A 26,122-nucleotide genomic window follows, 5' to 3' on the forward strand; every position below is an offset into this window, starting at 1 on the left:
TGCGGGCCTTTTTATTGCGCGCACGATGCACCGCCGCATGCGGCCTATCTCATTTTTTTGTGACGCGCGAATGCACGCGCGGGAAAAGCAGGTCTATGATGGAGACTAAACGACAGTACGGGCGCCAAGACGCTGGCTGTGTCGATCATGGCGAGCAGGTCGACGGGAGACATTGATCGTCGTACTGCACGAATGCAGCATTTTCGTGTGCTATAAAGGATCGACATGCGGCGTACATAGCCGGGAGTGGGTCGCATGAAAGTGCCGCATTTCTTGCAATTGTTTTTGAGGCGAGTGTTTATGTCCTTCCCGAAAAAACGTCGGCGTGTGCAACAGGATGGCCAGGAGTCATTCCTCGCGGTCTTGCGCCACTCGAAACCGTTTGCCCAGCTCGACACCAAGATTGCTCGCGCCCGCGCGCAGGACGAACCCGTCCTCTATGCGCACGTGCTGCCCGGCCTCGACGTGCTCCTGTGCAGCGTACGCGGCGCGCAGCCGCCCTATCCGGCCATCGCCGAGCTGCGCAAGCGCTGCATCGAATCGATCGCCAACGCGCTCGAGCAGCCCCTCGACGGCCTCGAGAACGGCGGATACTGGTACGAAGCGAACGGCTTCGGCTTCCTCGTCTTCGCGAGCCGCGCGCGTGCTCGCATCCTGCCCGAGTTTGGTGCAGGCACGAAAGCCAGCCTGCGCGGCGGCCTCGGCCGCCAGAACGCGGGCGACACGACACCCCGCTCGCTCGGCTGATCCGCCGGTCATTCGATGGGCCGCCTCCGGGCGGCCCATCTGCCATTCACGCGCCCCGCTTGCCGCTCACGACGCCTGCCGACGGCCGGGGTTCGGTCGCACGATGTCGATGAACGCGGCGAAATCGGCGCCGGCAAGCCCCTGCGCGGCGCCGAGCCTCAGCACCTGCTGCACGGTGGCCGACACGGGCATCACCGCGCCCGTGTCGCGAGCGGCGTCCGCGATGGCATCGACATCCTTCTGAAACGTACTCAGCGCGCCGATCGGCGGATGGCCGCCCGACGTCATGCGCGGCACGAACGTCTGCAGCAGCACCGAATCGGCCCAGCCGCCGGCCAGCGCCTCGGCCAGACGCGCGGCGTCGATGCCGCTCGCCTGCGCCAGGCCGACCGCCTCGGCGATCGCGGTGACCGTCGCGGTGACGATCGCCTGGTTGCACAGCTTCGCCGTCTGGCCGGCGCCGGCGTCGCCCATGTGCGTGATGCGCGACGCATACGTATCGATCAGCGGGCGCACCGCGTCGAGATCGGCCGCGCGGCCGCCGGCCATCACCGCGAGCGTGCCGGCCTGCGCGCCCGGCACGCCGCCGGACACCGGCGCATCGACCCAGCCGACCCCGAGTGCGGCCGCGCGCGCCGCGTAGTCGCGCGTGGCGGCCGGCGGAATGCTCGAATGATCGACGATGCGCCGCACACGGCGCGCGCTCGCGTCGCCGGACAGCAGCCCGTGCTCGCCGAACACGACGTCGCCGACCGCCCGGCCGTCGAGCACGCACACGAATACCGTCTCGACGCGCTCGGCCAGCTCGCGCGGCGTGCCGACCACCTGCGCACCGTCCTTCACCAGCGCGTCGGCCTTGTCGCGCGAGCGATTCCACACGCGGACGCGATGCCCGGCCGCCAGCAGATGCCGAATCATCGGCGCGCCCATCAATCCCGGTCCGCAAAATCCGACTTCCACGATGTTCCTCGTCTCCGATATGGGTTGCACTTGCCGCCCATCATACCTATCACTCAAAGAAGCCGGGCACGCACGGGACCGTAGCGGGACCGTAGCGGGACCGCGCGTTGCACCGGCCCACCATACGAACGTCCCAGGGAGCGCATCATGAGCGACCACGTGTACAAGATGATCGAGCTGACCGGTTCGTCGCGGCAATCGAGCGACGACGCGATCCGCAACGCGATCTCGAAAGCCGGCAAGACGTTGCACAACCTGCACTGGTTCCAGGTGACCGAAACGCGCGGCCACATCGAAGGCGACCAGGTCGTGCACTGGCAGGTCACGCTGAAGGTCGGCATGCGCATCGACGACTGACGCACCCGCCGCCTCCCCTCGCGCCACGCGCCGGATCCGCACAGTTCGGATCCGCGCGGCGCCGCGCGCCCCGCCTCCCCCGTTCAGGTCCCTCGTCGCGGCCTGGCCGGCGGGCATCCGCGGGTATCCATCTCTTGACGCTGATTTTCGTTCATATTAAAAACGATATACCCGACCACCCCCTCGATCAGCCCAGCCATATAAACCGGAGATAACATGAGTCAGCAACGCGAGGCGATCGACACGTACCTCTTGCGCGTCTTGCACACCTTGTTGATGGAGCGCAGCGTCACGCGCGCGGCCGTCAAACTGAACCAGTCGCAACCGGCGATCAGCGCCGCGCTGCGGCGCCTGCGCGACATCACCGGCGATCCGCTGCTGGTGCGCGGCAAATCCGGCATGGTGCCGACCGAATACGGGCTGCGCCTGCTCGAGCCCGTGCAGAACGCACTGCGTGAAATCGAGCGCATCAAGTTCCAGCAGCACAATTTCGACCCGGCCACGTCGATCCGCTGCTACCGGATCGGCTGCCCCGACTACCTGAACGTGCTGTTCGTGCCGACGGTCGTCGAACGCTTCCGTCAGGCCGCGCCGAACGCGACGCTCGAGTTCCACTCGCTCGGCCCCGCGTTCGACTACGAGCTCGCGCTGGAGGACGGCAAGCTCGACATCGTCGTCGGCAACTGGCCCGAGCCGCCCGAGCAGCTGCACCTGTCGAACCTGTTCGTCGACGAAATCGTCTGCCTGATGAGCAACACGCACCCGTTCGCCAAGCGCGGCGGGCTCACGCTCGACCAGTACCTGAACGCACCGCATCTCGCGCCGACGCCGTATTCGGTCGGCCAGCGCGGCGCGATCGACGTGCATCTCGCGCGCGAGCGGCTCAAGCGTCATGTGGTCGTCACGCTGCCGTACTTCAACCTCGCGCCTTACGTGCTCGTGAAGTCGGACCTGATCTTCACGACCACGCGGCTGTTCGCCGATCACTACGCGAAGTTCCTGCCGCTGTCGGTCGTGCCCGCACCGCTCGACTTCCCGCCGATGCAGTACTACCAGCTGTGGCACGAGCGCTGCCATTACTCCGACGAAGTGCGCTGGCTGCGCAGCCTCGTCGCCGAAGCCACCCGCACGCTGATCGAGGCGTAATCGCATACGGCGCGCGGTGCGCGCCGGTCGCGCCGGTCGCACCGTTACGCGGCGGGCCGGTGCGCGGCGCGGCGGGTCACGGCCGCAACGGCCGTGCGGCCGCCGCGTCGCGTGCGGCGCCACCGCCCCGCCGGCGCGTCAGCGCGACGCTTCCACCAGCGCCTGCGCAAGCGCGTTGTGACGCTCGATCACGGGCGGCAGATCGAGCGTCGCGAGCCGCCCTTCCCGCACCACCACCTTGCCGTTCACCACCGTATACGCCGTCTGCGACGGCGCACAGAACACGAGCGCCGCGACCGGATCGTGCAGCGCGCCCGCGAACAGCGGCTGACGCAGGTCGAACGCGGCGAAGTCCGCGGCCATGCCGGGTTTCAGCGCGCCGATGTCGTCGCGGTTCAACACCTTCGCGCCGCCGAGCGTCGCGATCTCGAGCGCTTCGCGCGCGGTCATCGCATCGGGCCCGAAGCCGACCCGCTGCAGCAGCAGCGCCTGGCGCACTTCCGCCACCATCTGCGCGCCGTCGTTCGACGCGGAACCGTCGACGCCGAGGCCGACCGGCACGCCCGCGAGCCGCATCTTCTTCACCGGCGCGATGCCGGACGCGAGCCGCATGTTCGAACATGGGCAGTGCGCGACGCCCGTGCCGGTACGCGCGAACAGGCCGATGCCCGCCTCGTCGAGCTGCACGCAGTGCGCATGCCACACGTCGTGGCCGACCCAGCCGAGATCTTCCGCATATTCGGCGGGCGTCATCCCGAACTTCTCGCGGCTGTACGCGATATCGTTGACGTTCTCCGCGAGGTGCGTGTGGAGCGACACGCCGTACTCGCGCGCGAGCACGGCCGCGTCGCGCATCAGCTCGCGGCTCACCGAGAACGGCGAGCACGGCGCGACCACCACGCGCAGCATCGCGTAGCGGCCTTCGTCGTGATAGGTCTCGATCAGGCGCTGCGCGTCGCGCAGGATGTCGGGTTCGCGCTCGACGACCGAATCGGGCGGCAGTCCGCCGTCGCGCTGGCCGACGCTCATCGCGCCGCGGCTCGCGTGAAAACGCATGCCGATCCGCTGCGCGGCGCCGATGCTGTCGTCGAGCCGGCTGCCGTTCGGGTAGATGTACAGATGGTCGCTCGACGTCGTGCAGCCCGACTGCAGCAGCTCGGCCATCGCGGTGAGCGTCGACACCTCGATCATCTCGGGCGTCAGATGCGCCCAGATCCGGTACAGGTTCGTGAGCCAGCCGAACAGTTCGGCGTTCTGCGCGGCCGGCACCGCACGCGTGAGGCTCTGGTACATGTGGTGGTGCGTATTCACGAGCCCCGGGATCACGAGGTGGCCGCGCAGGTCGAGCACTTCGTCGGCGGTGTCGGGCAGCTCGGCGGTCGGGCCGACCGCGACGATCCGGTTGTCTTCGATGTAGAGCCCCGCGTCGCGCAACTCGCGGCGCGTGTCGTCCATGGTCACGAGCACGTCAGCGTGCTTGACCAGCAGGGTCGTCGGGCGGGATGAAGAGGAGTTCGGCGCGCGTGCGCCGGCGTGCTGCTCGAGATTCATGCGTTCTCCGCGTCGGTCTGCCTCCAGGGCTGTCCTGGAGGCGGTCACACAGCCGTTCGAACGCTGAATCGCGGCACGCCCCGGTGCCTGCGTCCGTTCGAACGCCCTGGCCCGGTTACCCGGCGTGCTCGCCGTCTTCGGGGTACGCGCCGGCCACGGGCCGACGCGCACGACGGGAGGATCGCCCAGGCGCGCGCCGCGCACAATACGCGATCCGGAATACCGCCCCTCAGGGATTCGGTATGGTACGCCGCCCGACGCCCCGCCGGGCGCCCCGAGGGTGCCCCGACGGGTGCCCGAAATCCGCGCTCGAAGCCGTTCCGGCGTGCAGTCGACAGCCGCTCATGCGCGGCGCATTATCTTCGATATCGCGCCCGTATTTGCGCGGGGAACCTTTTTACAATGCCTGCACGGCGCTCGCTTCAATCTCGCCGACGGGTATGTAGCCACGTGACGTGGAGCCTCGATCCGCCGCACGGTCAATGGATCGAGTCGCCGCCGAACCTCGCATTCACACAAGGAACAACGAATGGGAAAGCTCACTACCCACGTACTCGATACGGCGCACGGTCGCCCCGGCGCCGCCATCAAGGTGGACCTCTACGCGCTGGACGGCGATTCGCGCCGCGCGATCAAGACCGTGCTGACCAATAGCGACGGCCGCTGCGACGAACCGCTGCTCGAAGGCGCCGCGCTCGCCGCCGGCGAATACGAACTCGTGTTCCATGCCGGCGACTACTTCGCGGCGCTCGGCGTGAAGGTGCCCGAACCCCGCTTCGTCGACCGCGTCGTCCTGCGCTTCGGCATCGCCGACACCGGCTCGCACTACCACGTGCCGCTGCTCGTGTCGCCGTGGTCGTACAGCACCTATCGCGGCAGCTGACAGACGAATCGGCGCCTGCATCAAGACAAACGATCTGAGTCTGGAGGAGTTTCATGGAAGGCTTCATCACCGACTGGCTGAACCTCGCGCTGCGATGGCTGCACGTCATCGTCGCCATCGCGTGGATCGGCGAGTCGTTCTATTTCGTCGCGCTCGACAACAGCCTGAAACCGCCGACCGACGCGAACCAGCGCAAGCGCGGCGTGTTCGGCGAGCTGTGGCACGTCCACGGCGGCGGTTTCTACAACATGCAGAAGTACACGGTCGCCCCGCCGGAAATGCCCGACGACCTGCACTGGTCGAAGTGGCCGTCGTACACGACGTGGCTGTCGGGCTTCACGCTGTTCTTCGTGCTGTACCTGCTCGCACCGAACACGTATCTGATCGACAAGAACGTGCTCGACATGGGCCCGGTGGTCGCCGTGGCCTCAGCCCTCGGCTTCCTCGCCGCGGGCTGGATCGTCTACGACTCGCTGTGCCGCATCCTCGGCACCAACGATCGCGTGCTCGGCATCTGCGTCGGCCTGTACGTCGTGATCGCCGCGTACCTCGCGTGCCACATCTTCTCGGGCCGGGCCGCCTACCTGATCGTCGGCGCGATGCTCGCGACGATCATGTCGGCGAACGTGTTCTTCGTGATCATCCCGGGCCAGCGCAAGATGGTCGACAAGATGCTCAAGGGCGAGGAACCGAACCCGATCTACGGCAAGCGCGGCAAGCAGCGTTCGGTGCACAACACGTACTTCACGCTGCCGGTCGTGTTCGCGATGCTGTCGAATCACTATGCGATGACGTACACGAACAAGTTCAACTGGGTCGTGCTCGTGCTGATCATGCTGGCCGGCGCGCTGATTCGCCAGTTCTTCGTGATGCGCCACCGCGGCAAGCAGCTGTGGTACCTGCCGATCGGCGGCGTCGCGCTGCTGTCGGGCGCGCTGGTGTGGACGATGCCGAAGCCGGTCGCCCCGGAAGCGCAAGCGGCCAACGCACCGAAGATCGTGATCAACGACATCATGCCGATCCTGCAGCAGCGCTGCGTCGAGTGCCACTCGTCGAAGCCGACGCTGATGGGCAGCGCGCCCGCGGGCGTGATGTTCGACACGCCGGACGAAGTGTCGAAGAACGCGCAGCGTATCTACGAACAAGCCGTGCGCCTGAAGGCGATGCCGATCGGCAACGTCACGCACATGACCGACGACGAGCGGACGAAGCTCGCCGCCTGGTTCGAGGGCGGCGCCGCGAAGTAAGCGCCCGGTTCGACCGCGCCTGAACGACGGGCCCGCTTCGGCGGGCCTGTTTTTTTGTATACCGCGATGCGGCTCGACGGCGACGTCGAGCCGCACCGGTCAGCCGGCCGAATAGCGCGGCGCGTAGCTCGCCTTGCGCGCGGCAAGCTGTGTCGCCCGCTCCGCCGGCGTGACGTAGCGCGTCGTCGCCGGCAGCACCGAGCGCAGGTCGGCCAGCTTCACGAGCGTCGCATGCGCGGCAGGCGCCGCGCCGGCCGACGTCGCGGGTAACCCTTGCCAGCGCAGATTCAGAAAGCCTTCGTGGATGCCCACCGTATCCACCCAGTTGTAGACGCCCGGATCGCTCGGCGATACGACGAACGTGAGCGTACCGTCCGGATTCGCGACCGCCTGGTTGTTGTTCAGCGACTGCGTGTGATTCACGTAGTCGGTCGTGATCAGCCAGCGGCCATAGGCGGGCGCGATGAAGTATTTCGCGCCGCCAAGGCTGACCGTCACCACCAACGCTTCGTCGTCGGCGATCCGGAACGCGCTGTAGGTGGCCGCCTGCGTCGACAGCCGCCCGGCCGAGCCGCCCAGCGATACGGCCGGAATCGTATTGACCGGCTGCGCGTTCGCGAGCGCGTTGTAGCTGGCGAACGTGCTGCCGCCGTTGCCGACCTGCGCGGCCAGCGCGGCGATCATCTCGGCCTTGGTCGGCACCGCCACCGACGAAGCGCCGGACACGCGCTCGACCGACAGATCGTCGAATTGCTGCACGCCCCATTCGGCGACGGTATCGCGAATGAAGAACGATGCGGCGACTGCCGGCAACACGACGTGATTGCCGGTACCGTCTCCCGCGCCGGAATCCGCAGTAATCGTGAAGCTGCCGTCCGCACCGACCCGCAGCTGATCGCCGGTCAGATTCGACAGCGTCGCGTGACGGCTGTCCCACAAGCTGACGTTGCTGTCGACCGGGCCGTCGCGATGCACGCTACCGCGAATCACGTAACGCGCCGTCGGGTCGACCGGAAAGCTGCGATAAATCGTGTCCGGATTGTCGAACGTCGTGCGCGAGCCCGGCACGTCGATGCCGAACCACGTATGCGGCGCGGCGAGTCCGGAGATCACTTTCGGCGCGTTCGGATCACGGTTCGTGATCGCGAGCGCGCTCGACATCGCCGATTCGTCGACGGCCGTCTGCAGATAGGCGAGCGACTCGTCCGGCACGCCGCCCACCGCCTGGGCCGCGGCCAGCCATTGCGCCTTCAGCGCAGCCTTCGCCTGCACGACCGCGGGCGCGGCCACCAGTTCGAGCGCGAGTTTCTCCGCCGCGATCTGATCGGGCGTGGCAAGCGGGTTCGCGCTACGGGCCGCGCTCGTGCCGGTACTGGCGACGATGCCGCCGTCGCTACCGCCGCATGCGGCGAGCGCCAGCACGGCCGCCGCCACTGCCGCGGCGATCGGGAGTCTTCCGTTCATATCGGGATGTTCGTGGGAGGAGGTTCGAGGATTCGGAACGCATCGGCCCGCCGGGCCGACAAAGCGGTCAAGATACCGGGCTCCCGTGCCGCGACGAACCAACGATATGGAATATGCAAAGTCCTCGCGCGACAACCGTGCAGCGAAATGAAAAAAGCCCGCGCATCGTGCGCGGGCTTCCCGAGTAACGCCGCCGTCGGTTCAGGCCGTCACCGCATCCAGTGCATCCTCGGTGAGCCACAGCGACTCCTGCAGATCCTGCTCGTTCAGGTTCAGCCCGTCGCCGCCGCGATCGACGACGATGAAATCGCTCACGCCGCCCAACGCGATCAGCGGGTGATGCCATACGCCCTTCGCGTAGTTGACGCCCTGCCAGCCGCTCGTCACGAATGCGCGGATCTTCGCCGGATCGAGTTCGCCCGCGGGCGCGACGACGACGAGATACGGCTGGTCGTTCAGCGGCACGAACGCCTGGCTGCCGAGCGGATGGCGCTCGAGCATCTTCACCTCGAACGGCAGCGTGCGCGGCTGGCCGCGGAACAGGTTGACGAGCGTGCGACCACCTTCATCGGTCACGTCGACTTTCGCGAGATCGTGAAAGCGGATCGTCGTGCCGAGGTTGATCGGGATCTGCTTGGCCCCTTCCGTTTCGATCACGTCGCCGAACGGCGCGAATGCTTCCTTGGTCAGCGGTTCGATGGCAAGCGTCTTCATTTGTCGAGCGTCCCCCACAGTCGCAGGCGCGACACGCCGCCGTCCGGAATGATGTTCAGCCGCACGTGCGTGACGGGGCCGAGCGACGCGACGTCGTGTTCGAAGTAGTGCTGCTTGTCCATCTGCAGCTTCTGTTCGCCGAGCAGCACCGGCCAGAACATCGATTGCGTGATCAACGAGCTGTCCGTGCCGCCCGACACGTAGGCGGCCTGGATCGAGCAGCGATCCGGGTAGTTGCCCTTGAAGAACGCGGTATCGACTTCGATCTTGCGGATCACGCCCGGGTGCGCGAGCGCGATGATCGCCCAGTCGTTGCCCGGTTCGCGGCGGCGGCGGGTTTCCCAGCCGTCGCCCATGTTCACGCCGCGGCCCGGCAGCAGCAGATTCGACGCGACGCCGAAGTGCTGGTTGTTCGCCGCCACCACGTAACCGCCGTTTTCCATCGCCGCGAGGTCGAACTGCTCGGTCGCGCTCGCGCCGGCCCAGTCGAGCTGCGGCTGGCCGTACACGCGCAGGCGCGCGATGCCGCCGTCCGGGTAGATGTTCACGCGCAGGTGCGTGAACGCGCGCGCGTCGCTCGCTTCGACGTAGTGATGGCTGTTGCCTTGCAGCGTGGTCGACGCGACGATCTCGACCCACTCGGTCGCCTGCGTCGGCGCGCCGTCGGCCACGAACGCGGCCTCGATCGACGCAGCCGGCGGGAAGTTGCCGGTGAAGTGGCTCGTGTCGATGTCGAAGCCCTTGATCACGCCGGGGCGCGCGAGCTTGACGATGCACCAGTCGTAGCCGGTCGTGCGCTTGCGGCGCGTCTCCCAGCCGTCCATCCATTTGCCGTGGTCGTCGTACTTGCCGGGGATGAAGACGGCCGGCTCGGGGTTCAGCATCCGGTCCTTCGGCGCGAAGAAATCGTCGCTGGCCTCGAGCGCCTGCGCACCGAGACGCGGGTCGGCAAGATTCACGTAGCGCCGCGTGAAATCGGGTGCGTTCGGATCGAGAAGCGGAACAGCCATGATGTTTCCTTGTTTCAGTGAGGCGATCGGGCCGCTGCGACGCAGCAGGCCGTTGCGGTGTCGGGCGGCGGTGTCAGGCGTCGATCAGGTCGTCGAGGCGAAAGCGCGCGATCCGGTAGATCTGGTCGAGGCTCGCGCGCAGCTCCTCGGCGCGCGAATGATTCACGCGCGACTCGAAGTTCGCGATGATGCCGTGGCGGTCGTAGCCGCGCACCGCGAGGATGAACGGGAAGCCGAACTTCTCGCGATACGTGCGGTTCAGCGTCAGCAGCTTGTCGAATTCTTCCTGCGTGCACTGGTCGAGGCCCGCGCCGCTTTGCTCGCGGGTCGACTCGGCCGTCAGTTCGCCGCGCACGGCGGCCTTGCCGGCCAGCTCCGGGTGGGCGTTGATCAGCGCGAGCTGGCGCGCTTCGCTGCTCGTTTCCACCGCATCCGACATCGTCTTGTGCAGCGCGTCGATGCTCGCGAACGGCCGCTCGCCCGCGGCGACCTCGGCCACCCACGGCGAATGTTCGAAAATCCCCGACAACGCCGCGACGAATGCGCTCGGCGCCATCGTGTTCAGTTGTTCCAACGTGTAGCGCATCGCCTTCATGCTTTCCCTTCGTTTCGATGATTGGGCTGATACGGATGATGTTCACGCCAGTGACGCGCGATATCGACACGGCGCGTCACCCATACGCGATCGTGCTTCTCGATGTGATCGAGGAAACGCTGCAGCCCGCGGAACCGGCCCGGCCGGCCGAGCAGTCGGCAGTGCATGCCGATCGACAGCATCTTCGGCGCCTCGTCGCCCTCCGCGTACAGCACGTCGAATGCGTCGCGCAGGTAGTGGAAGAAGTGATCGCCGGTGTTGAAGCCCTGCGGCGTCGCGAAACGCATGTCGTTCGTGTCGAGCGTGTACGGCACGATCAGTTGCGGCGACGTGCGCCCGCCCGACACCTCGACGTCCATCCAGAACGGCAGGTCGTCGCCGTAGTTGTCGGAGTCGTACAGGAAGCCGCCGTATTCGGCGACCAGGCGGTGCGTGTTCGGGCTGTCGCGGCCGGTATACCAGCCGAGCGGGCGCTCGCCCGTCACGCGCTCGATCGCTTCCATCCCGAGGCGCATGTGTTCGGCTTCGAGTTCCGGCGTCATGCTCTGGTAGTGAATCCAGCGCCAGCCGTGGCACGCGATTTCATGGCCGAGCTCGACGAATGCGCGCGCGAGCTCCGGATGACGCTCGATCGCCATGCCGACGCCGAATACCGTCAGCGGCAGCCCGCGCTTCTCGAATTCGCGCAGGATGCGCCACACGCCGGCCCGCGACCCGTATTCGTAGATCGACTCCATGCTCATGTGGCGGTCCGGATACGCGGCCGCGCCGACGATTTCGGACAGGAACTGCTCGGAGCCCGGATCGCCGTGCAGCACGCAGTTCTCGCCGCCCTCCTCGTAATTCAGCACGAATTGCACGGCGACGCGGGCGCGCCCCGGCCAGTTCGCCTGAACGGGATGGCGGCCGTAGCCGATCAGGTCGCGAGGATAGTTGGGATCGAGTGACATGGTTCGAAAGGCAACGAAAGCGGGCCGAGTGAGCAGGCTGAAATATAGGGTTCGCATCGACTGCGCGGCGCCCGGAGGCGGACCGCACCAGCCGATGCGACGACGGCCCAGTGTAGCGAAAACGTTCATACGCGCCCATACAGCGGCGCAGATAGTGCATGTCAGACGGTGTGTATGTGCGGGTGCGGCAAATCCGCGACCGGTTCCGCCGCCTCCCCGTCCGGCGGGCTGAAGCGGGCGAACGCACCGTCGTAGCGCTTCGGCAGCGGCCGCGCGTAGTCGCCGCGCTTCGCGGTCGCGAGGCGCAACGCGACGAGCGCCTCGGCCCACTTGACGGCCGCCGTGACGCCCTCGACCACCGGCGCACCGATCTGCTGCTCGATCTCGTGCGCGAATTCGGCCATCCCCGCGCAGCCGAGCACGATCGCGTCGGCGCCGTCCTCGTCGAGCGCGCGCCGGCATTCGTCGACGATGATCCGGCGCGCGGCCGAGCCGGGCCGGTCGAGTTCGAGCACCGCGACGTCGGTCGCGCGCACGTTGCGGCAGAACCGCTTCATCCCGTAGCGCTCCGCGAGGTGCCACGCCATCCCGCAGGTGCGCGCGAGCGTCGTGACGACCGAGAAGCCCGGCGCAAGCACGCTCGCCGCATGCATCGCGGCCTCGGCGATGCCGATCACCGGCCCGCGCGCGAGCTCGCGCGCCGCATACAGGCCCGGATCGCCGAAACACGCGATCACATATGCGTCGCAGCCGTCGCGCTCGCCCTGCGCGATCTCGGCGAGCAGCCCCGGCGTCGCGAGCGCCTCGTCGTAATACCCTTCGATCGACGGCGGCCCCATCGGCGGACTCACGGCCACGATCTCCGTGCCGGCGGCCGCGACCTCGCGTGCGCAGCGGCCCATCGCGTCGGTCATCCGCTGCGTCGTATTCGGATTGATCAGTCGGATCTTCATCGCAGGCTCCTTACGCCTTCGCGCTTGCAAGCAGCCGGTAGAACCCGAAGCCGAGCCCCGCGCCGATGAACCACGAGAAATTCGCGACGCCCTGCCAGCCCGGCACCATCACGCACACGACCGCGATCACCGCGGCCGGCAGCAGCGCGGCGAGCGCGCGGCGGTTCACGCCGCCCGTGTACCAGTACGCGCCGCTTTCCGACATCGTGTACAGGTCGTCGCGCACGAGGCGGCCGCGCTTGACGAGGTAGAAGTCGGCGATCAGCACGCCGTACAGCGGGCCGATGAACGCGCCGAGCACGTCGAGCGTGTAATGGATCACCGCCGGGTTGTTGAACAGGTTCCACGGCGTGATGAAGATCGACGCGACGGCGGCGAGCATCCCGCCCGCGCGCCAGCTGATCAGGCGCGGCGCGACGTTCGAGAAATCGAACGCGGGCGACACGAAGTTCGCGACGATGTTGATGCCGATCGTCGCGATCGTGAACGTCAGCGCGCCGAGGATCACCGCGGTCGGATGGTCGATGCGGCCGACCGTCTCGACCGGGTCGGTGATCAGTTCGCCGAACACCGGCAGCGTCGCGGCGGTGGTGATCACCGTGACGAGCGAGAACGCGAGGAAGTTGACGGGCAGCCCCCAGAAATTGCCGCGCTTCACGTCGCCGAACGAGCGGCAGTAGCGCGAGAAGTCGCCGAAGTTGAGCATCGGCCCGGAGAAGTACGACACGACGAGCGACACGGCGGTGATCATCACCGGAATCACTTCCGCGCCGTGATACTTGACGCCGCCGAGGTTGATGCCGATGTTGCGCCAGCCCGCGCGCCACACCATGTAGCCGGCCAGGATGAACATCACGACATAGACGGCCGGGCCCGCGAAGTCGATGAACTTCTTGATCGTCTCCATCCCGTTCCAGAACACGAACGCCTGGAGCACCCACAGCAGCATGAAGCCGGCCCAGCCGACCGCCGACAGCCCGAGGAAGCCGTAGCGATGGACGTCCGCATACGGCAGCCACTGCGGAAAGAATTTCAGCACGACGATCACGAGCGCGCTCGACGCGAGATAGGTCTGGATGCCGTACCACGCGATCGCGATCAGCCCCCGGATCACGGCCGGCACGTTCGCGCCGAGCACGCCGAAGGTCGCGCGGCACGCGACCGGATACGGCACGCCGATCTGCTGGCTCGGCCGCGCGATGAGGTTGCACAGCGCGTTCACGAGACCGATGCCGACGATCAGCGCGATCAGCACCTGCCAGCTCGTCAGTCCGAGCGCGAACAGGCTGCCCGCGAACACGTAGCCGCCGACGCTGTGCACGTCCGACATCCAGAACGCGAAGATGTTGTACGCGCCCCATGTCTGATTTTTAAGGGGTGCCAAATCTTCGTTGTACAGACGTTCGCTGTAACCGTCCGGCAATGCCGGACCGCCGCCCTCGCCGCCTTCTTCCGCCGGATAGGCGCTGTCGTGCGCCACACTGAATTGAGCCATGACTTCTCCTTGACGCGGCCGGCAGGCCGCTCCACCGTCATCGATATCGCTCCGGATCGTCGCCCGGAGTCGGACCAGCGGCCCTCGGCAAACACCGCGGGCCTGCATTGCTCTCGTCGTGTGGCGCGCGGCCGGGTTCGCGTCGCCGCTCAGGCGCCGCCGAACACTTCGCGCAAATCGACCTGCCCTTGCGCGGGCCGGTCCAGCATCTTCAGTTCGACATGCTGCAGGTGGCGCGCCATCAGCGTCACCGCCTGCTTCGGATCGCCCGCCTCCAGTGCGGCGAGGATCTCGTCGTGGTCGTCGCACGAGCACGGGCTGCGCCCGTGCGATTCGTACAGCGCCGACATCAGCGTCGAGCGTGCGACGAGCCCTTCGAGGCACTCGCTGAGCGTCGCATTGCCCATCAGCGTCGCGAGCGCCGTATGGAATTCGCCCGACAGCCGGATCCACGCCGCGAAGTCGTGCCGCTCGAACGCCTTGCGTTCCTTGTCGATCAGCGCCGCGACGCCCTTCAGCCGCTTGGCGCCGGGGCCGGTCGCGAGCCGCTCGACCACGGCCAGCTCGATGATCCGGCGCATCTCGAACACTTCGTGCACGTCCTGCAGCGACGGGCTCGCGACGAACGCGCCGCGGTTCGGCTCGAGGTCGACCAGTTTGTCGGTCGCGAGCTGCGCGAGCGCCTGGCGGATCGTCCCGCGCTTCACGCCGAACACGTCGCAGAGCTGCGCCTCCGTCAGCTTCGCGCCGGGCGCGAGCCGATGCTCGAGGATCGCGGTGCGGATGCGCTCGGCGATCGCTTCGGGACCGGCTGCGCCGGACGGATGGGAATCGGGCTCGTTCATGATCTGCATCGTGTGATGGTCCTCATCCTAGGATGGACATAAAGATTGTCAACAATTCTTTTGCGAGATTTCGCACGATCGGCGTGCGTCGGCGCGTCTCCATTCGGTGCAACGCGCACGAAATCCATGCACGACAAGCCTGTCAGGCAATACGGAGGCCCTTCTCGTCGTATACCCTCCCGGCAATTTTGTTGACAAAAATGGTGCAAAATCAAACATGGATCGTGTGGACGTCGACGAAAAATATTGACCGTTAGTTGCGCGCTTACATAAAGAAAAAGGCGGGGAAACCCGCCTTTCGAATCGATCGCGCCGGCATCAGCCGAGATGCGGATAGTCCGACAACGTCAGCCGGAACCCGTGCGCATTCGCGACCAGTTGGGCCTGGGCGCCGAACGGCAGCGTCAACAGGTCGGGCACATGGCCGAACTGGAGCCCCGTGACGACCGGAATCCCGACCACCGCGCGCACCTGGTCGATCATCGCCTGCATGTCGTAGCCGTTGTCGTACTCGAACGGCCGCGCACCGGTGAACTGGCCGAGCACGAGCGCCTGCTGGCGCGCGAGCAGCCCCGACAGGTGCAGTTGATAGATCATCCGCTCGATCCGGAACGGCTGCTCGTTGACGTCTTCGATGAACAGGATGCCGCCCTCGATGTCGGGCATGTACGGCGTGCCAACCAGCGACGTGAGGATCGCGAGGTTGCCGCCCCACAGCGTGCCCGTCACGTTCACCGTCTGCACCTGCGGTGCGTCGGCGACGATCGTCGTGCTCGGCTGCGTCAGCGTCTGCCAGAAATGCTGCATCGTGAAGTCGCTCGGCGTTTCCGCGCCGAAATCGGCCGACAGCATCGGGCCGCCGAACGTCTTGATGCGCGCCTTCGCGTACAGCGCCAGCTGGATCGCCGTGAAGTCGCTGTGACCGACGAGCGCGATCGGCTGGTCGCGCAGCCGGCGCTCGAGCCCGCGATAGTCGAGCCCGTGCAGGATGCGCGCGGCGCCGTAGCCGCCGCGCACCGCGAGCGCGATGTCCGGCAGCGGCCGCTCGGGATCGGCGAGGCGGTTCAGGTCGCCCGCCCGCTCGCCGTCGGTGCCGCCGAAACGCTGGAAGCGCCGCTGCGTCGCCTCGATGTTCTCGATGCGCTGCTGTGCGCTGCTGAGGCGCTCGAGCGCGCGGTTGATCGCGTCGGGGTCGTGCGGATAGCCGGACGGCGCCAGCAGGCGGATGGTGTAGGACGCGGCGGGCTGGAAGGACATGGCGAAAGGTGTCGGGATCGTCAAACCTGCTTAGAGGGTCCGAACCGTGTCCGGTTCACGAAAACCGTGCACGCCCGCCACGACGGGCGCGACGGCGGCGCCTATGACGCGCCCGATTCGGCGTCGCGGGCGAGCCGCGCTTCGCGCAGCGCGCGACGGCGCTCGGCGAAGAACGACTTCAGCGCGGCGCCGCACTCGTCGGCGAGCACGCCGCCGATCACTTCGGTGTGGTGGTTGAGCTGCGGATTCGCGAATGCGTCGATCACGCTGCCGCACGCGCCCGTTTTCGGATCGGCCGCGCCATAGACGACCCGCGCGATGCGCGCATGCATGATCGCGCCCGCGCACATCAGGCACGGTTCGAGCGTCACATACAGCTCGCAGCCGGGCATCCGGTAATTGCGCAGCTGCTGCGCGGCCATGCGCAGCGCGGCCATTTCGGCATGCGCGGACGGATCGTGCCCGCCGATCGGATGGTTGAAGCCGCGCGCGATCACTTCGTCGCCGCGCACGAGCACCGCACCGACCGGCACTTCGCCGGCCGCGCGCGCCTCTTCGGCGGCGGCCTGCGCCAGACGCATGAAATGCAGGTCGCGCGCCGATACGGGCGCGGCTTCGTGAACGGGAGAATCGGCGGCGGGGTCAGCGGCCGCGGCGGCTGCCGAGCGGGCTGCGTCGTGCACCGCGTCGGACGTCACATCGTCCCCGCTTCGGCGGGCGCGTCGTCGAGCCCGCGCTCGCACAGGCGTTCCGCGATGCGCCGGCAGTAATCGCGCGGCATCACCATCGGGCCGCCGCGCAGCGATTCGAGCGCCATGTCGAGCGCGAGGATCTTCGCCTGCAGCCGGCAGCGCGCGGCGCGGTCGCTGACGGCCTGCACTTCGTCGTGCAGGTTGCGCAGCGCGCGCAGTTGCTCGACGGCCGGCGGCACGAAGCCCGCGTTCTTCAGGATACGGTTGGCCACCCGCACCTCCTCGGGCACGAGCAGGTCGTCATCCAGCGCCTGCGGCGCGCCGGTACCCGGCAAATCGTCGAACTCGCCCCGCGCGGCGGCGGCGGCAATACGTTGTTCGACCAGGGCGTCAAGCAATCTCATCAGTCAATCGGAACAATGCGGCAGGCCGAATTCTAGCAGGGTGACGCCGGTATGACAGGCCCTTCGAATATATGCTCGATATTGCGTTTTTAGGGACCGAATCGCAGCGCATGCGCGCCGATCGCCGTCACTTGCCGCTGTGCTGCGCCGCAGCAGGCCGAGCGCCGGTGCGGACGCTTCCGGACGGCGGCGATGGCCTGCCCATTTTTGATCCACGACGATCCCGCAGCCCACCGCCGCCCCGACGAAAATGCCGGCCGCCTGCTCGCCTCCCCGCCTTCGCCACCCCGCCTTTGCCGCCCGATTACGCCGCTACCGTTTCCGGCCGCGCTTTCGCGAACGGCCGGAACATCGTCGCGATCAGGAACGCGCCGACTCCGATCGCGAACGATCCGAGGTACAGCCAGCCGTAGCTGCCGAGCGCGTCGACGATCAGCCCGCCCGCGACCGGGCCCGCGGCCATCCCGAGGCTGCCGGCCATCGCGCAGCCGCCGATCACGGTGCCCATCATCCGCAGCGGGAAATTCTCGCGCGCGAGCACCGAATAGAGCGGCATCACGCCCGCATAGACGAAACCGAACAGCGTCGCGACCGCGTAGAAGCCGTCGAGCGAGCGCACGAAGTAATAGCCGAGCGCGCCGAACGCCTGCGCGAGCAATCCCGCCGCCAGCATGCGCTTCGCGCCGAGGCGATCGCCGAGTATCCCGAACGCGATCCGGCCGCCCATGCCCGCGAGCCCTTCCACGCTGTAGATCGACACCGCGACGATCAGCGGAATCCCGCAGGTCACCGCGTAGCTGACCGTGTGGAAGATCGGGCCCGAATGCGTCGCGCAGCAGAAGAAATTGGTCAGCAGCAATACCGCGAACTGCGGCGAGCGCAGCGCATCCGCGACCGACATCGCGGCGGGCGCGCCGGCGGACGCTGGCGCGGGCGCCGCGTGCGCGGCTGCAGCGTCGAGCGCCGGCGCCCGGCGCACCAGCAGCGACACCGGAATCATCACGACGGCCGCCAGCACGGCAATCAGCAGCATCGACGTGCGCCAGTCGCGCACCGACACGAGCCATGCGGCGAGCGGCGCCATCGTCATCGGCGCCATCCCCATGCCGGCCGACACGAGCGATACCGCGAGGCTGCGGTGCGTGTCGAACCAGCCGGTCACGCACGCCATCATCGGCGCGAATATCGCGGCTGTCGCGCTGCCGACGGCCAGCCCGAAGCTCAGCTGGAACACGAGCAGCGACGGCGCGCGGCTCGCGAGCGCCAGGCTCGCCGACAGCAGCACGGCGCCCGCGACGACGACCGGCCGCGTGCCGACGCGGTCCGACAGGCTGCCCCACGCCATGCTCGCAAACGCCATCGCGATGAAGCCGAGCGTCATCGCGGCGGAAATGCCGGTCATCGACCAGCCCGTCTCGCGCGCGATGGAGCGCAGGAACACCGGCAACGAAAACATCGCGCCGATCGCGACGCAGCCCATCAGGCCGCCCGCGGCGACGATCACCCAGCGGTATCGGGAATCCGGCATGTGGCGTGTCATCGGGTATCTCCTCGTTCGTTGCGCCATTCGCGGCAACCGGGTGTCCGCTGCATGGCGCGGCGCGCGGCCCGGTCGTTATCGATACGACGGACGACGCATCGGGAAATCGACATGCGCGGCGCATGATCTGCGGATTTTTTATTGTCGGCGATCCCGCACCGATCGCAAGGGTCGGATCGTCCGGTCGCCCCGCCGCCTGCCGCCCCGCTTTTCCGCAACGGGAAATTCGAAAGCAGAAATGGTTGGTTGGGGCGCGCACGTGCGCTGGCTACACTCGCCCCATCTTGTCATAACAAGTCGACCGATGACGCCACCCAACGTCGTGCCGCTGTCCGCGGCCCCGCTCTACGTGCAGATCAAGGACACGCTGCGCGCGCGCATTCTCGACGGCACCTATGCGCCGCACAGCCGGATGCCGTCCGAGCACGAACTCTGCGCGACGTTCGACGTCAGCCGCATCACGGTGCGCCAGGCGCTCGGCGACCTGCAGAAGGAAGGTCTGCTGTTCAAGCTGCACGGCAAGGGCACGTTCGTGTCGAAGCCGAAGGCCTTCCAGAACGTGACGTCGCTGCAGGGGTTCGCGGAGGCGATGTCGTCGATGGGCTACGAGATCGTCAACCAGTTGCGCAGCCTGCGCACCGTGAAGGCCGATCGCCATCTCGCGACGAAGCTGAACGTGCCCGAAGGCGCACCGCTCGTCGAGATCCATCGCGTGCGGCTGCTGAACCGCGAACCCGTGTCGCTCGAACAGACCTGGGTGCCCGAGGCGCTCGGCAAGCGCCTCGCCGGCGCCGATCTCGCGACCCGCGACATCTTCCTGATCCTGGAGAACGACTGCGGCATTGCGCTCGGTCATGCCGACGTGTCGATCGACGCGATCCTCGCCGACGACGAAATCGTCGACGCGCTGCACGTCGAGGAAAGCAGCCCCGTGCTGCGTATCGAGCGTCTCACGCACGATGCGTCCGGTGCGCCGATCGACTACGAAACCCTCTACTTCCGCGGCGACGCCTTCCAGTACCGGCTGCGCGTCGACCGGCAGAAGGCACGCAAACCTGCAAGGAACCCGCGATGAATACCCATGTGCACGAATACGACGTCGTCGTGGTCGGCGGCGGCACGGCCGGCCCGATGGCCGCCATCAAGGCGAAGGAGCGCGATCCGTCCCTGCGCGTGCTGCTGCTCGAGAAGGCCCACGTGAAACGCAGCGGCGCGATCTCGATGGGGATGGACGGCCTGAACAACGCGGTGATCCCCGGTCATGCGACGCCCGAGCAGTACACGCGCGAGATCACGATCGCCAACGACGGGATCGTCGACCAGGAAGCCGTATACGCGTACGCCGCGCACAGCTTCACGACGATCGAGCAGCTCGATCGCTGGGGCGTGAAGTTCGAGAAGGACGGCACCGGCGACTACGCGGTGAAGAAGGTCCATCACATGGGCTCGTACGTGCTGCCGATGCCGGAGGGCCACGACATCAAGAAGGTGCTGTACCGGCAACTGAAGCGCGCACGCATCGCGATCACGAACCGGATCGTCGCGACGCGCGTGCTGACCGACGCGCAGGGCCGCGCGAGCGGCGTGCTCGGCTTCGACTGCCGCACCGCCGAATTCCACGTGATCCGCGCGAAGGCCGTGATCCTCTGCTGCGGCGCGGCCGGCCGCCTCGGTCTGCCGGCATCGGGCTACCTGATGGGCACGTACGAGAACCCGACCAACGCGGGCGACGGCTACGCGATGGCCTATCACGCGGGCGCGGCGCTCGCGAACCTCGAATGCTTCCAGATCAATCCGTTGATCAAGGATTACAACGGCCCGGCCTGCGCGTACGTGACCGGCCCGCTCGGCGGCTTCACCGCGAACGGCAAGGGCGAACGCTTCATCGAATGCGACTACTGGAGCGGCCAGATGATGTGGGAGTTCTACCAGGAACTGCAGAGCGGCAACGGCCCCGTGTTCCTGAAGCTCGACCATCTCGCGGAAGAAACGATCCGGACCATCGAGCAGATCCTGCATACGAACGAACGGCCGAGCCGCGGCCGTTTCCATGCGGGGCGCGGCACCGACTACCGCAGCCAGATGGTCGAGATGCACATCTCGGAGATCGGCTTCTGCAGCGGCCACAGCGCATCGGGCGTATATGTGAATGCGCGCGCGGAGACGACCGTGCCGGGGCTGTACGCGGCCGGCGACATGGCGGCCGTTCCGCACAACTACATGCTCGGCGCATTCACGTACGGCTGGTTCGCCGGGCAAAATGCGGCCGACTACGCGGCCGGCCGCGAACACGCGCCGGTGGACGACCGACAGGTCGACGCCGAGCGTTCGCGCGTGCTCGCGCCGTTGCTGCGCGAGCGCGGCCTGGCGCCGGCGCAGGTCGAGTACAAGCTGCGCCGCATGGTGAACGACTATCTGCAACCGCCGAAGGTGACGCGCAAGATGGAAATCGGGCTGCAACGTTTTGACGAAATTACTGAGGATATCGAAGAAATCAAGGCCGATAACCCGCACGAACTGATGCGCGCGGCCGAAGTGCGCGCGATCCGCGACTGCGCGGAAATGGCCGCACGCGCGTCGCTGTTCCGCACCGAGAGCCGCTGGGGGTTGTACCACCATCGCGTCGATTTCCCGCACCGCAACGACGCCGAATGGTTCTGCCATACGTGGCTGCGCAAGGATGCCGCGGGCGCGATGCGCAGCGAGAAGCGGCCGGTCGAACCGTACGTCGTGCCGCTTGCCGACGACGAACGCGGCGCCTACGCGCAGTTGCGCATCCGCGAACCGGCCGCCCTCGCGGCCGCTCTTTGAGGAACCTTGCCATGCCCCATACCCCGCACGACATCTTCCAGCGCAGCAGCGCGCCCGTGACGATCGACGAGACGCTGTGCATCGCCGACAAGGGCTGCACCGTCTGCGTCGACGTGTGCCCGCTCGACCTGCTCGCGATCGACGTCACCAAGGGCAAGGCGTACATGCAGTTCGACGAATGCTGGTACTGCATGCCGTGCGAACGCGACTGCCCGACCGGCGCGGTCAAGGTCGACATCCCTTACCTGCTGCGCTGACACGGCGCGCCACCCGCATCGACGACAGTACGATCGAGCCGGCGTGCGTCGACATCGAGCGCTGCTGTCTCGCGCTGTTGCGCGACGCCGCCTGAGCGCGCGTACTGGCCCACTCACCGCACCGACTTTTCGCCATGACCGCTTCTTCCCCCGCTTTCCCGCTGCCCGGCATGCCGTCCGCCGATCATGCGGCGCTCGTCGCGCGCCTCGCCGCGGCCGATGCCTCGGTGCGCCGCGTCGCACTGCTCGAACTCGCCGATCTCGAGGCGCCCGAACTCGTGCCGTCGTTCGTCGCGGCGCTGCGCGACGACCCGTCGGCCGACGTGCGCAGCGAAGCCGCACGCGTGCTCGACGCGTGGGAGCAGCCCGATGTCGTCGACGCGCTGTGCCATGCGCTGCTCGATCCGGACGACGGCGTGCGCGCAACGGCCGCGCACAGCCTGTCCGAACTGAAGGACGCGGCATCGGGCGCCGTGCTGCGCCGCTGGGCCGACCGGCCCGAGCCGTTCGTGCGCACCGCCGTGCTGCGCGGCCTGCGCGAATTGCGCGACCCCGACGCGTTCGCGCCCGCACTGCGCGCGCTCGACGCGAGCGCCGCCGCCGTACGCACGGAGGCGGTCGTCGTGCTCGGCTGGCTCAAGGACGGCCGCGCGCTGCCGCCGCTCGCCCGCGTCGCGACCGCGGACGCCGATGCCGACGTGCGGCGCGCCGCGGTCGGCGCGATCGGGTTTGCAGCGGCCGGCGATACCGCCGTCGTCACCGCGTTGCTCGCGGCGCTGCGCGACGTCGAATGGCAGGTGCGCGAGGAAGCGGCCGCCACGCTCGGCAAGCTGCGCGTCGCCGTTGCGCGCGACCCGCTCGTCGCCGCGCTCGACGACGATTACTGGCAAGTGCGCGTGCGCGCCGTCCGCGCGCTCGGCCAATTGCGCGATGCGGCCGCGGCACCGGCCGTCGTCGCGCTGCTCGCGCATGCGATCAGCAATCTGCGCAAGGAAGCCGCCCTCGCGCTCGGCGAATTGCGCGACCGGGCGACGCTGCCCGCGCTGCACGACGCGCTCGACGATCGCGACCCCGAAGTCCGCAAGGCCGTGCGGATCGCGATCGGACAGATCGACGAGGCGTCGCGATGATTACGCCGATCGAAATCGCACTCGATCGCCCGGCACGCGCACTGACGCTGTCCTGGCCTGACGGCTCGGCGCAACGCATCGACTTTGCGCGGTTGCGTAGCGATTGCCCGTGTGCGGAATGCCGCAAGATCCGGCTCGACGGCGGCCGCATCGACGCGCGGCCGGACCTGACGCTGGACGGCGTGGAACCGCTCGGCTACGGCGTACGCTTCCTGTTCGGCGACGGTCATGCACGCGGCATTTATCCGTGGCCGTACCTGGCGGAGATCGCGTAGCGGCGACGATGCGGCTGTCGCGGTCGAGCGGGCTGGATGGCAGGCATGCGAAAACGCTGCGATACTGACGCCCACGATCGCCGCCACCTACCGTGGGAGCAGCACCATGCAAACCCCAGTCGGATTCATCGGCCTCGGCGTGATGGGCACGCCGATGGCGCTCAATCTCGCTCAGGCCGGCACGCCGCTCGTCGTGTGGAGCCGTTCGCACGGCAACGACGATGCGCTGCGCGACGCCGGCGCGCGCGTGGCCGAGGACATCGACGACGTATTCGTGTCCTGCCGCACCGTGATCCTGATGCTCGCGAACGACGCGGCGATCGATGCCGTCCTCGCGCGCGGCACGCCCGGTTTTGCCGCGCGGGCCGGCGGGCACACGATCGTCAACATGGGTACGAATGCGCCCGAATACTCGCGTGCGCTCGCCGACGCCATCGCCGCCGCGTCGGGCCGCTACGTCGAGGCGCCGGTATCGGGCTCGCGCAAGCCGGCCGAAGCCGGCCAGCTCGTCGTGATGCTGGCCGGCGCACCCGACGACGTCGATGCCGTCCGCGCGCTCGTGAAGCCGCTGTGCCGCGACAGTTTCGTGTGCGGCGACGTGCCGTCGGCGCTGACGATGAAGCTCGCCGTCAACCTGTTCTTGATCACGATGGTCACCGGTCTCGCCGAAGCCACGCATTTCGCGCAGCGTCACGGTATCGACCTCGCGCGCTTCGCCGACGTGCTGAACGCAGGCCCGATGGCGAGCGACGTGTCGCGCGTGAAGCTCGGCAAGCTCGTCGCGGAAGATTTCTCGGTGCAGGCGGCGATCACCGACGTGCTGAAGAATGCGCGCCTCGTCGCCGAATCCGCGCGGGGCATCGGCATCGCGTCGCCGCTGCTCGACATCTGCCACGCGCTTTACGGCGAAACCGAGCAGGCCGGGCATGGCGCGGCCGACATGGTCGCCGTGATCCGCGCGATCGAACGGCGTACCGGGAACGCCCGATGAGCCGCGTGTACGCTCACGCGCTCGTTCGAACCAACGGATACGTATGACCCTGTCCGCAACCGGCCACGCAGCTTCCTTGCGCCCCGTTCCCGCCGTGATCGGCATCGTGCTGCGCGAACGCGACGTGCTGCTCGTGCGCCGCGCGAATCCGCCCGATGCGGGCTGCTGGGGCTTCCCCGGCGGCAAGATCGAGCCGGGCGAGCCGCTCGCGGATGCGGTCGTGCGCGAGATCGCGGAAGAGACGACGGTCGACGTGGAAGCGCTCGACGCCTTTACCGCGCTGGACGCGTTCGATTACGATGCGCACGGCGCCGTGCGCCAGCATTTCATCCTGGTCGCGGTGCTGTGCAGATGGTTGCGCGGCACGCCGGCCGCCGGCGACGATGCGCTCGACGCACGCTGGTTCGACATCGACGAACTCGAGCGCGACGATTTGCCGATGAGCGCGGGCGTGCGCGACGTCGCGCGACGGGCGATCGAGCGGGCGGCGGTGTTGGGCAACGCGCGTCCGCCATCCGCCTGACGCTTCGCTGCCGCTTGCGTATCGGCGCGATGCGTTCGCTCCGTCACGGCGCCGACAACCTGTCGAGCGCCGCCGAATCACAACCTATCAAACCATGATCAGAATTCGACCATCCACCCAGGCCGACGGCACGCGCGTGCTGGATATCTGGCGCAACGCCGTCGACGCCACCCATCACTTCCTGAGCGACGACGATCGTCGTTCCATCGAATCCGAAGTCGTCGCGTTTTTACCGCGCGCACCGCTCGAGCTGGCCGTCGACGAAACCGATCGCCCGATCGGTTTCATGCTGCTCGACGGCAGTCACATGGAGGCGCTGTTCGTCGATCCTGAACACCATGGCACGGGCGTCGGGCGGCGGCTGGTCGAAGAAGCACTCGAGCGCCATCCCGACCTGTCGACCGACGTCAACGAACAGAACGAAGCGGCGGCGGGGTTTTATGAGCGGCTCGGATTCGAGCGCTGCGGGAGGTCGGAGGTGGATGGACAGGGGCGGCCTTATCCGCTGATTCATCTTCGTTATCGCGGGAGTGGTCGGGACTGAGCCGGAGTCCGGGCAGGAACGGGACACGGCACCGGCCCGGGCCGGACGCGCTGAAACGACACCGCCCTTGCGGTATCGCGATTATCACGAGGAGTTGCCGGTCGCCAGCGGCCAGCGCCCCAACACGTCGTAGTGCGACTTGCCGAGCCAGCTATCGATCAGGACGAAGTCGAACACGGTCCAGGTAATCGGCTCGATCCGATACTCATCGGGCCTCCGTGCGCCATACAGCAGCGTCACGTGCGGGGTGAAACCCGAAGGAAAAACGCGCACGCCTGCCCGTTTCAGCGCCTCTCGCAACTGCCGCCGAAAATCGATCAAGCCGTCCAGACCGGCCCGCCCCATCAACACCAGCGGCTGATGACCGGGACGCCCGTTGAAGCTGACGATCTTGTCGAACGTCACGGAGAAAGACGGCACGTCCATGCGGTCCGCCACCGCACGTGCCCGTGCAAGGGTAGCGCCCGGCACGTAAGCGAAGTCGCCGAGCGAGCCCAACGTGATGTGCAGACGCTCTGTGCCCACCAGACTGTCCTTCTCCAGCCGCATGCTTTCGGTAAGGCCGGCAATGCGCGCCGCCGTGACCAGGTCCGGCAGCACGGCGAAAAAGAAGCGGTGCACGGGCGCCGGCGGCGGCGCATCGAATCCGGGTAGCGTCAGTTGAGTCACGACAGCACGTCCGACAGGCCTGGAACGGGATTTTCATTATCGTCAATCGAACGCCGGCCCGCTCGCCGATCGATGAATCCGCCGTTCGCGAGCACGGAGATGCTACCCTCTC

28 protein-coding genes are annotated in these 26,122 nt (G+C 67.6%); 13 read left to right on the forward strand and 15 right to left on the reverse strand.

The genetic code is table 11. From position 1 onward, the window contains the following. Positions 1-300: 300 nt before the first annotated feature. Entirely contained in the window at positions 301-747 is a 447-nt protein-coding gene (locus tag WS54_RS23170) for a hypothetical protein (RefSeq protein WP_179949053.1), read from the forward strand. A 66-nt stretch (positions 748-813) separates the two neighbouring features. On the opposite strand, the gene WS54_RS23175 is transcribed toward WS54_RS23170, so the two are convergent. After that, a complete protein-coding gene (locus WS54_RS23175) occupies positions 814-1,707 on the reverse strand; it encodes an NAD(P)-dependent oxidoreductase (protein WP_059780908.1) in 894 nt (297 codons plus the stop codon). Between the two features lie 147 nt (positions 1,708-1,854). Between WS54_RS23175 and WS54_RS23180 the strand changes: the two genes are divergently transcribed. Together WS54_RS23180 and WS54_RS23185 are read left to right on the forward strand one after the other, a co-directional pair. After that, complete coding sequence (locus WS54_RS23180) at positions 1,855-2,064, forward strand: dodecin (RefSeq protein ID WP_006493215.1); 210 nt, start codon at positions 1,855-1,857, stop codon at positions 2,062-2,064. Between the two features lie 216 nt (positions 2,065-2,280). Then, entirely contained in the window at positions 2,281-3,210 is a 930-nt protein-coding gene (locus tag WS54_RS23185; protein WP_006762467.1) for a LysR substrate-binding domain-containing protein, read from the forward strand. A gap of 138 nt (positions 3,211-3,348) precedes the next feature. Here the strand turns inward: WS54_RS23185 and WS54_RS23190 are convergent, their stop codons facing one another. Beyond that, complete coding sequence (locus WS54_RS23190) at positions 3,349-4,761, reverse strand: 8-oxoguanine deaminase (protein WP_059780906.1); 1,413 nt, start codon at positions 4,759-4,761, stop codon at positions 3,349-3,351. Positions 4,762-5,290: 529 nt separating this feature from the next. Here WS54_RS23190 and uraH point away from each other — a divergent pair. Together uraH and WS54_RS23205 are read left to right on the forward strand one after the other, a co-directional pair. Further along, positions 5,291-5,644 carry a hydroxyisourate hydrolase gene (gene uraH, locus WS54_RS23200; protein WP_027784716.1) on the forward strand — a complete coding sequence of 118 codons (354 nt, stop codon included), beginning with the start codon at positions 5,291-5,293 and terminating at the stop codon, positions 5,642-5,644. Positions 5,645-5,697: 53 nt separating this feature from the next. Continuing rightward, entirely contained in the window at positions 5,698-6,891 is a 1,194-nt protein-coding gene (locus WS54_RS23205) for a urate hydroxylase PuuD (protein ID WP_059780904.1), read from the forward strand. 99 nt (positions 6,892-6,990) lie between these two features. Here WS54_RS23205 and WS54_RS23210 read toward each other — a convergent pair whose 3' ends face one another. The 12 genes from WS54_RS23210 to WS54_RS23265 all read right to left on the reverse strand — a co-directional run bounded on the left by WS54_RS23210 (position 6,991) and on the right by WS54_RS23265 (position 18,798). Next, the gene (locus WS54_RS23210; RefSeq protein WP_059780902.1) at positions 6,991-8,355 is read right to left on the reverse strand and encodes a hypothetical protein; all 1,365 of its coding nucleotides are present in this window, start codon (positions 8,353-8,355) and stop codon (positions 6,991-6,993) included. A gap of 201 nt (positions 8,356-8,556) precedes the next feature. Beyond that, the gene (locus WS54_RS23215) at positions 8,557-9,069 is read right to left on the reverse strand and encodes an ureidoglycolate lyase (protein WP_059505958.1); all 513 of its coding nucleotides are present in this window, start codon (positions 9,067-9,069) and stop codon (positions 8,557-8,559) included. Further along, positions 9,066-10,079 carry an allantoicase gene (gene alc / locus WS54_RS23220; RefSeq protein WP_034207575.1) on the reverse strand — a complete coding sequence of 338 codons (1,014 nt, stop codon included), beginning with the start codon at positions 10,077-10,079 and terminating at the stop codon, positions 9,066-9,068. The genes WS54_RS23215 and alc overlap by 4 nt, the downstream gene beginning before the upstream one ends. Before the next feature lie 73 nt (positions 10,080-10,152). Then, on the reverse strand, positions 10,153-10,674 hold the full coding sequence (gene uraD, locus WS54_RS23225; RefSeq protein WP_059780900.1) for a 2-oxo-4-hydroxy-4-carboxy-5-ureidoimidazoline decarboxylase: 522 nt from the start codon (positions 10,672-10,674) through the stop codon (positions 10,153-10,155). After that, complete coding sequence (gene puuE, locus WS54_RS23230; protein WP_034207577.1) at positions 10,671-11,624, reverse strand: allantoinase PuuE; 954 nt, start codon at positions 11,622-11,624, stop codon at positions 10,671-10,673. Before puuE ends, uraD begins: the two co-directional genes overlap by 4 nt. Before the next feature lie 161 nt (positions 11,625-11,785). Next, positions 11,786-12,577, reverse strand: a complete 792-nt coding sequence (locus WS54_RS23235) for an aspartate/glutamate racemase family protein (protein ID WP_059780898.1) — start codon at positions 12,575-12,577, stop codon at positions 11,786-11,788. Between the two features lie 10 nt (positions 12,578-12,587). Next, the gene (locus WS54_RS23240) at positions 12,588-14,072 is read right to left on the reverse strand and encodes an NCS1 family nucleobase:cation symporter-1 (RefSeq protein ID WP_059780896.1); all 1,485 of its coding nucleotides are present in this window, start codon (positions 14,070-14,072) and stop codon (positions 12,588-12,590) included. A 149-nt stretch (positions 14,073-14,221) separates the two neighbouring features. After that, the gene (locus tag WS54_RS23245; RefSeq protein ID WP_059780893.1) at positions 14,222-14,926 is read right to left on the reverse strand and encodes a GntR family transcriptional regulator; all 705 of its coding nucleotides are present in this window, start codon (positions 14,924-14,926) and stop codon (positions 14,222-14,224) included. A 309-nt stretch (positions 14,927-15,235) separates the two neighbouring features. Further along, entirely contained in the window at positions 15,236-16,174 is a 939-nt protein-coding gene (gene ldcA, locus WS54_RS23250; protein ID WP_059780891.1) for a muramoyltetrapeptide carboxypeptidase, read from the reverse strand. Between the two features lie 101 nt (positions 16,175-16,275). Then, on the reverse strand, positions 16,276-16,872 hold the full coding sequence (gene tadA, locus WS54_RS23255) for a tRNA adenosine(34) deaminase TadA (protein WP_059780889.1): 597 nt from the start codon (positions 16,870-16,872) through the stop codon (positions 16,276-16,278). After that, a complete protein-coding gene (locus WS54_RS23260) occupies positions 16,869-17,270 on the reverse strand; it encodes a DnaJ family domain-containing protein (RefSeq protein ID WP_027784729.1) in 402 nt (133 codons plus the stop codon). Before WS54_RS23260 ends, tadA begins: the two co-directional genes overlap by 4 nt. Before the next feature lie 304 nt (positions 17,271-17,574). Then, entirely contained in the window at positions 17,575-18,798 is a 1,224-nt protein-coding gene (locus WS54_RS23265; protein ID WP_034207583.1) for an MFS transporter, read from the reverse strand. Positions 18,799-19,114: 316 nt separating this feature from the next. Between WS54_RS23265 and WS54_RS23270 the strand changes: the two genes are divergently transcribed. The 8 genes from WS54_RS23270 to WS54_RS23305 all read left to right on the forward strand — a co-directional run bounded on the left by WS54_RS23270 (position 19,115) and on the right by WS54_RS23305 (position 25,341). Next, complete coding sequence (locus WS54_RS23270; protein WP_034207584.1) at positions 19,115-19,885, forward strand: GntR family transcriptional regulator; 771 nt, start codon at positions 19,115-19,117, stop codon at positions 19,883-19,885. Beyond that, positions 19,882-21,621: a fumarate reductase/succinate dehydrogenase flavoprotein subunit gene (locus tag WS54_RS23275; RefSeq protein ID WP_059780887.1), complete on the forward strand. Its 1,740-nt coding sequence runs from the start codon at positions 19,882-19,884 to the stop codon at positions 21,619-21,621. Before WS54_RS23270 ends, WS54_RS23275 begins: the two co-directional genes overlap by 4 nt. Before the next feature lie 11 nt (positions 21,622-21,632). After that, the gene (locus tag WS54_RS23280; protein ID WP_059780882.1) at positions 21,633-21,878 is read left to right on the forward strand and encodes a 4Fe-4S dicluster domain-containing protein; all 246 of its coding nucleotides are present in this window, start codon (positions 21,633-21,635) and stop codon (positions 21,876-21,878) included. Positions 21,879-22,012: 134 nt separating this feature from the next. Then, on the forward strand, positions 22,013-23,008 hold the full coding sequence (locus WS54_RS23285) for a HEAT repeat domain-containing protein (RefSeq protein WP_059780879.1): 996 nt from the start codon (positions 22,013-22,015) through the stop codon (positions 23,006-23,008). Then, on the forward strand, positions 23,005-23,283 hold the full coding sequence (locus WS54_RS23290; RefSeq protein ID WP_059780877.1) for a gamma-butyrobetaine hydroxylase-like domain-containing protein: 279 nt from the start codon (positions 23,005-23,007) through the stop codon (positions 23,281-23,283). The genes WS54_RS23285 and WS54_RS23290 overlap by 4 nt, the downstream gene beginning before the upstream one ends. Next, positions 23,237-24,274 (forward strand): NAD(P)-dependent oxidoreductase, encoded by a 1,038-nt coding sequence (locus tag WS54_RS23295; protein ID WP_335671746.1) that lies wholly within the window; start codon positions 23,237-23,239, stop codon positions 24,272-24,274. Before WS54_RS23290 ends, WS54_RS23295 begins: the two co-directional genes overlap by 47 nt. 43 nt (positions 24,275-24,317) lie before the next feature. Further along, positions 24,318-24,797: an NUDIX hydrolase gene (locus tag WS54_RS23300; protein ID WP_082725067.1), complete on the forward strand. Its 480-nt coding sequence runs from the start codon at positions 24,318-24,320 to the stop codon at positions 24,795-24,797. A gap of 94 nt (positions 24,798-24,891) precedes the next feature. Beyond that, positions 24,892-25,341 (forward strand): acetyltransferase, encoded by a 450-nt coding sequence (locus tag WS54_RS23305; protein WP_059780868.1) that lies wholly within the window; start codon positions 24,892-24,894, stop codon positions 25,339-25,341. 84 nt (positions 25,342-25,425) lie between these two features. Here the strand turns inward: WS54_RS23305 and WS54_RS23310 are convergent, their stop codons facing one another. Then, the gene (locus tag WS54_RS23310; protein ID WP_059780867.1) at positions 25,426-26,010 is read right to left on the reverse strand and encodes a 2'-5' RNA ligase family protein; all 585 of its coding nucleotides are present in this window, start codon (positions 26,008-26,010) and stop codon (positions 25,426-25,428) included. Positions 26,011-26,122 lie beyond the last annotated feature (112 nt).

The organism is Burkholderia sp. NRF60-BP8, assembly GCF_001522585.2.
Lineage (GTDB): Bacteria > Pseudomonadota > Gammaproteobacteria > Burkholderiales > Burkholderiaceae > Burkholderia.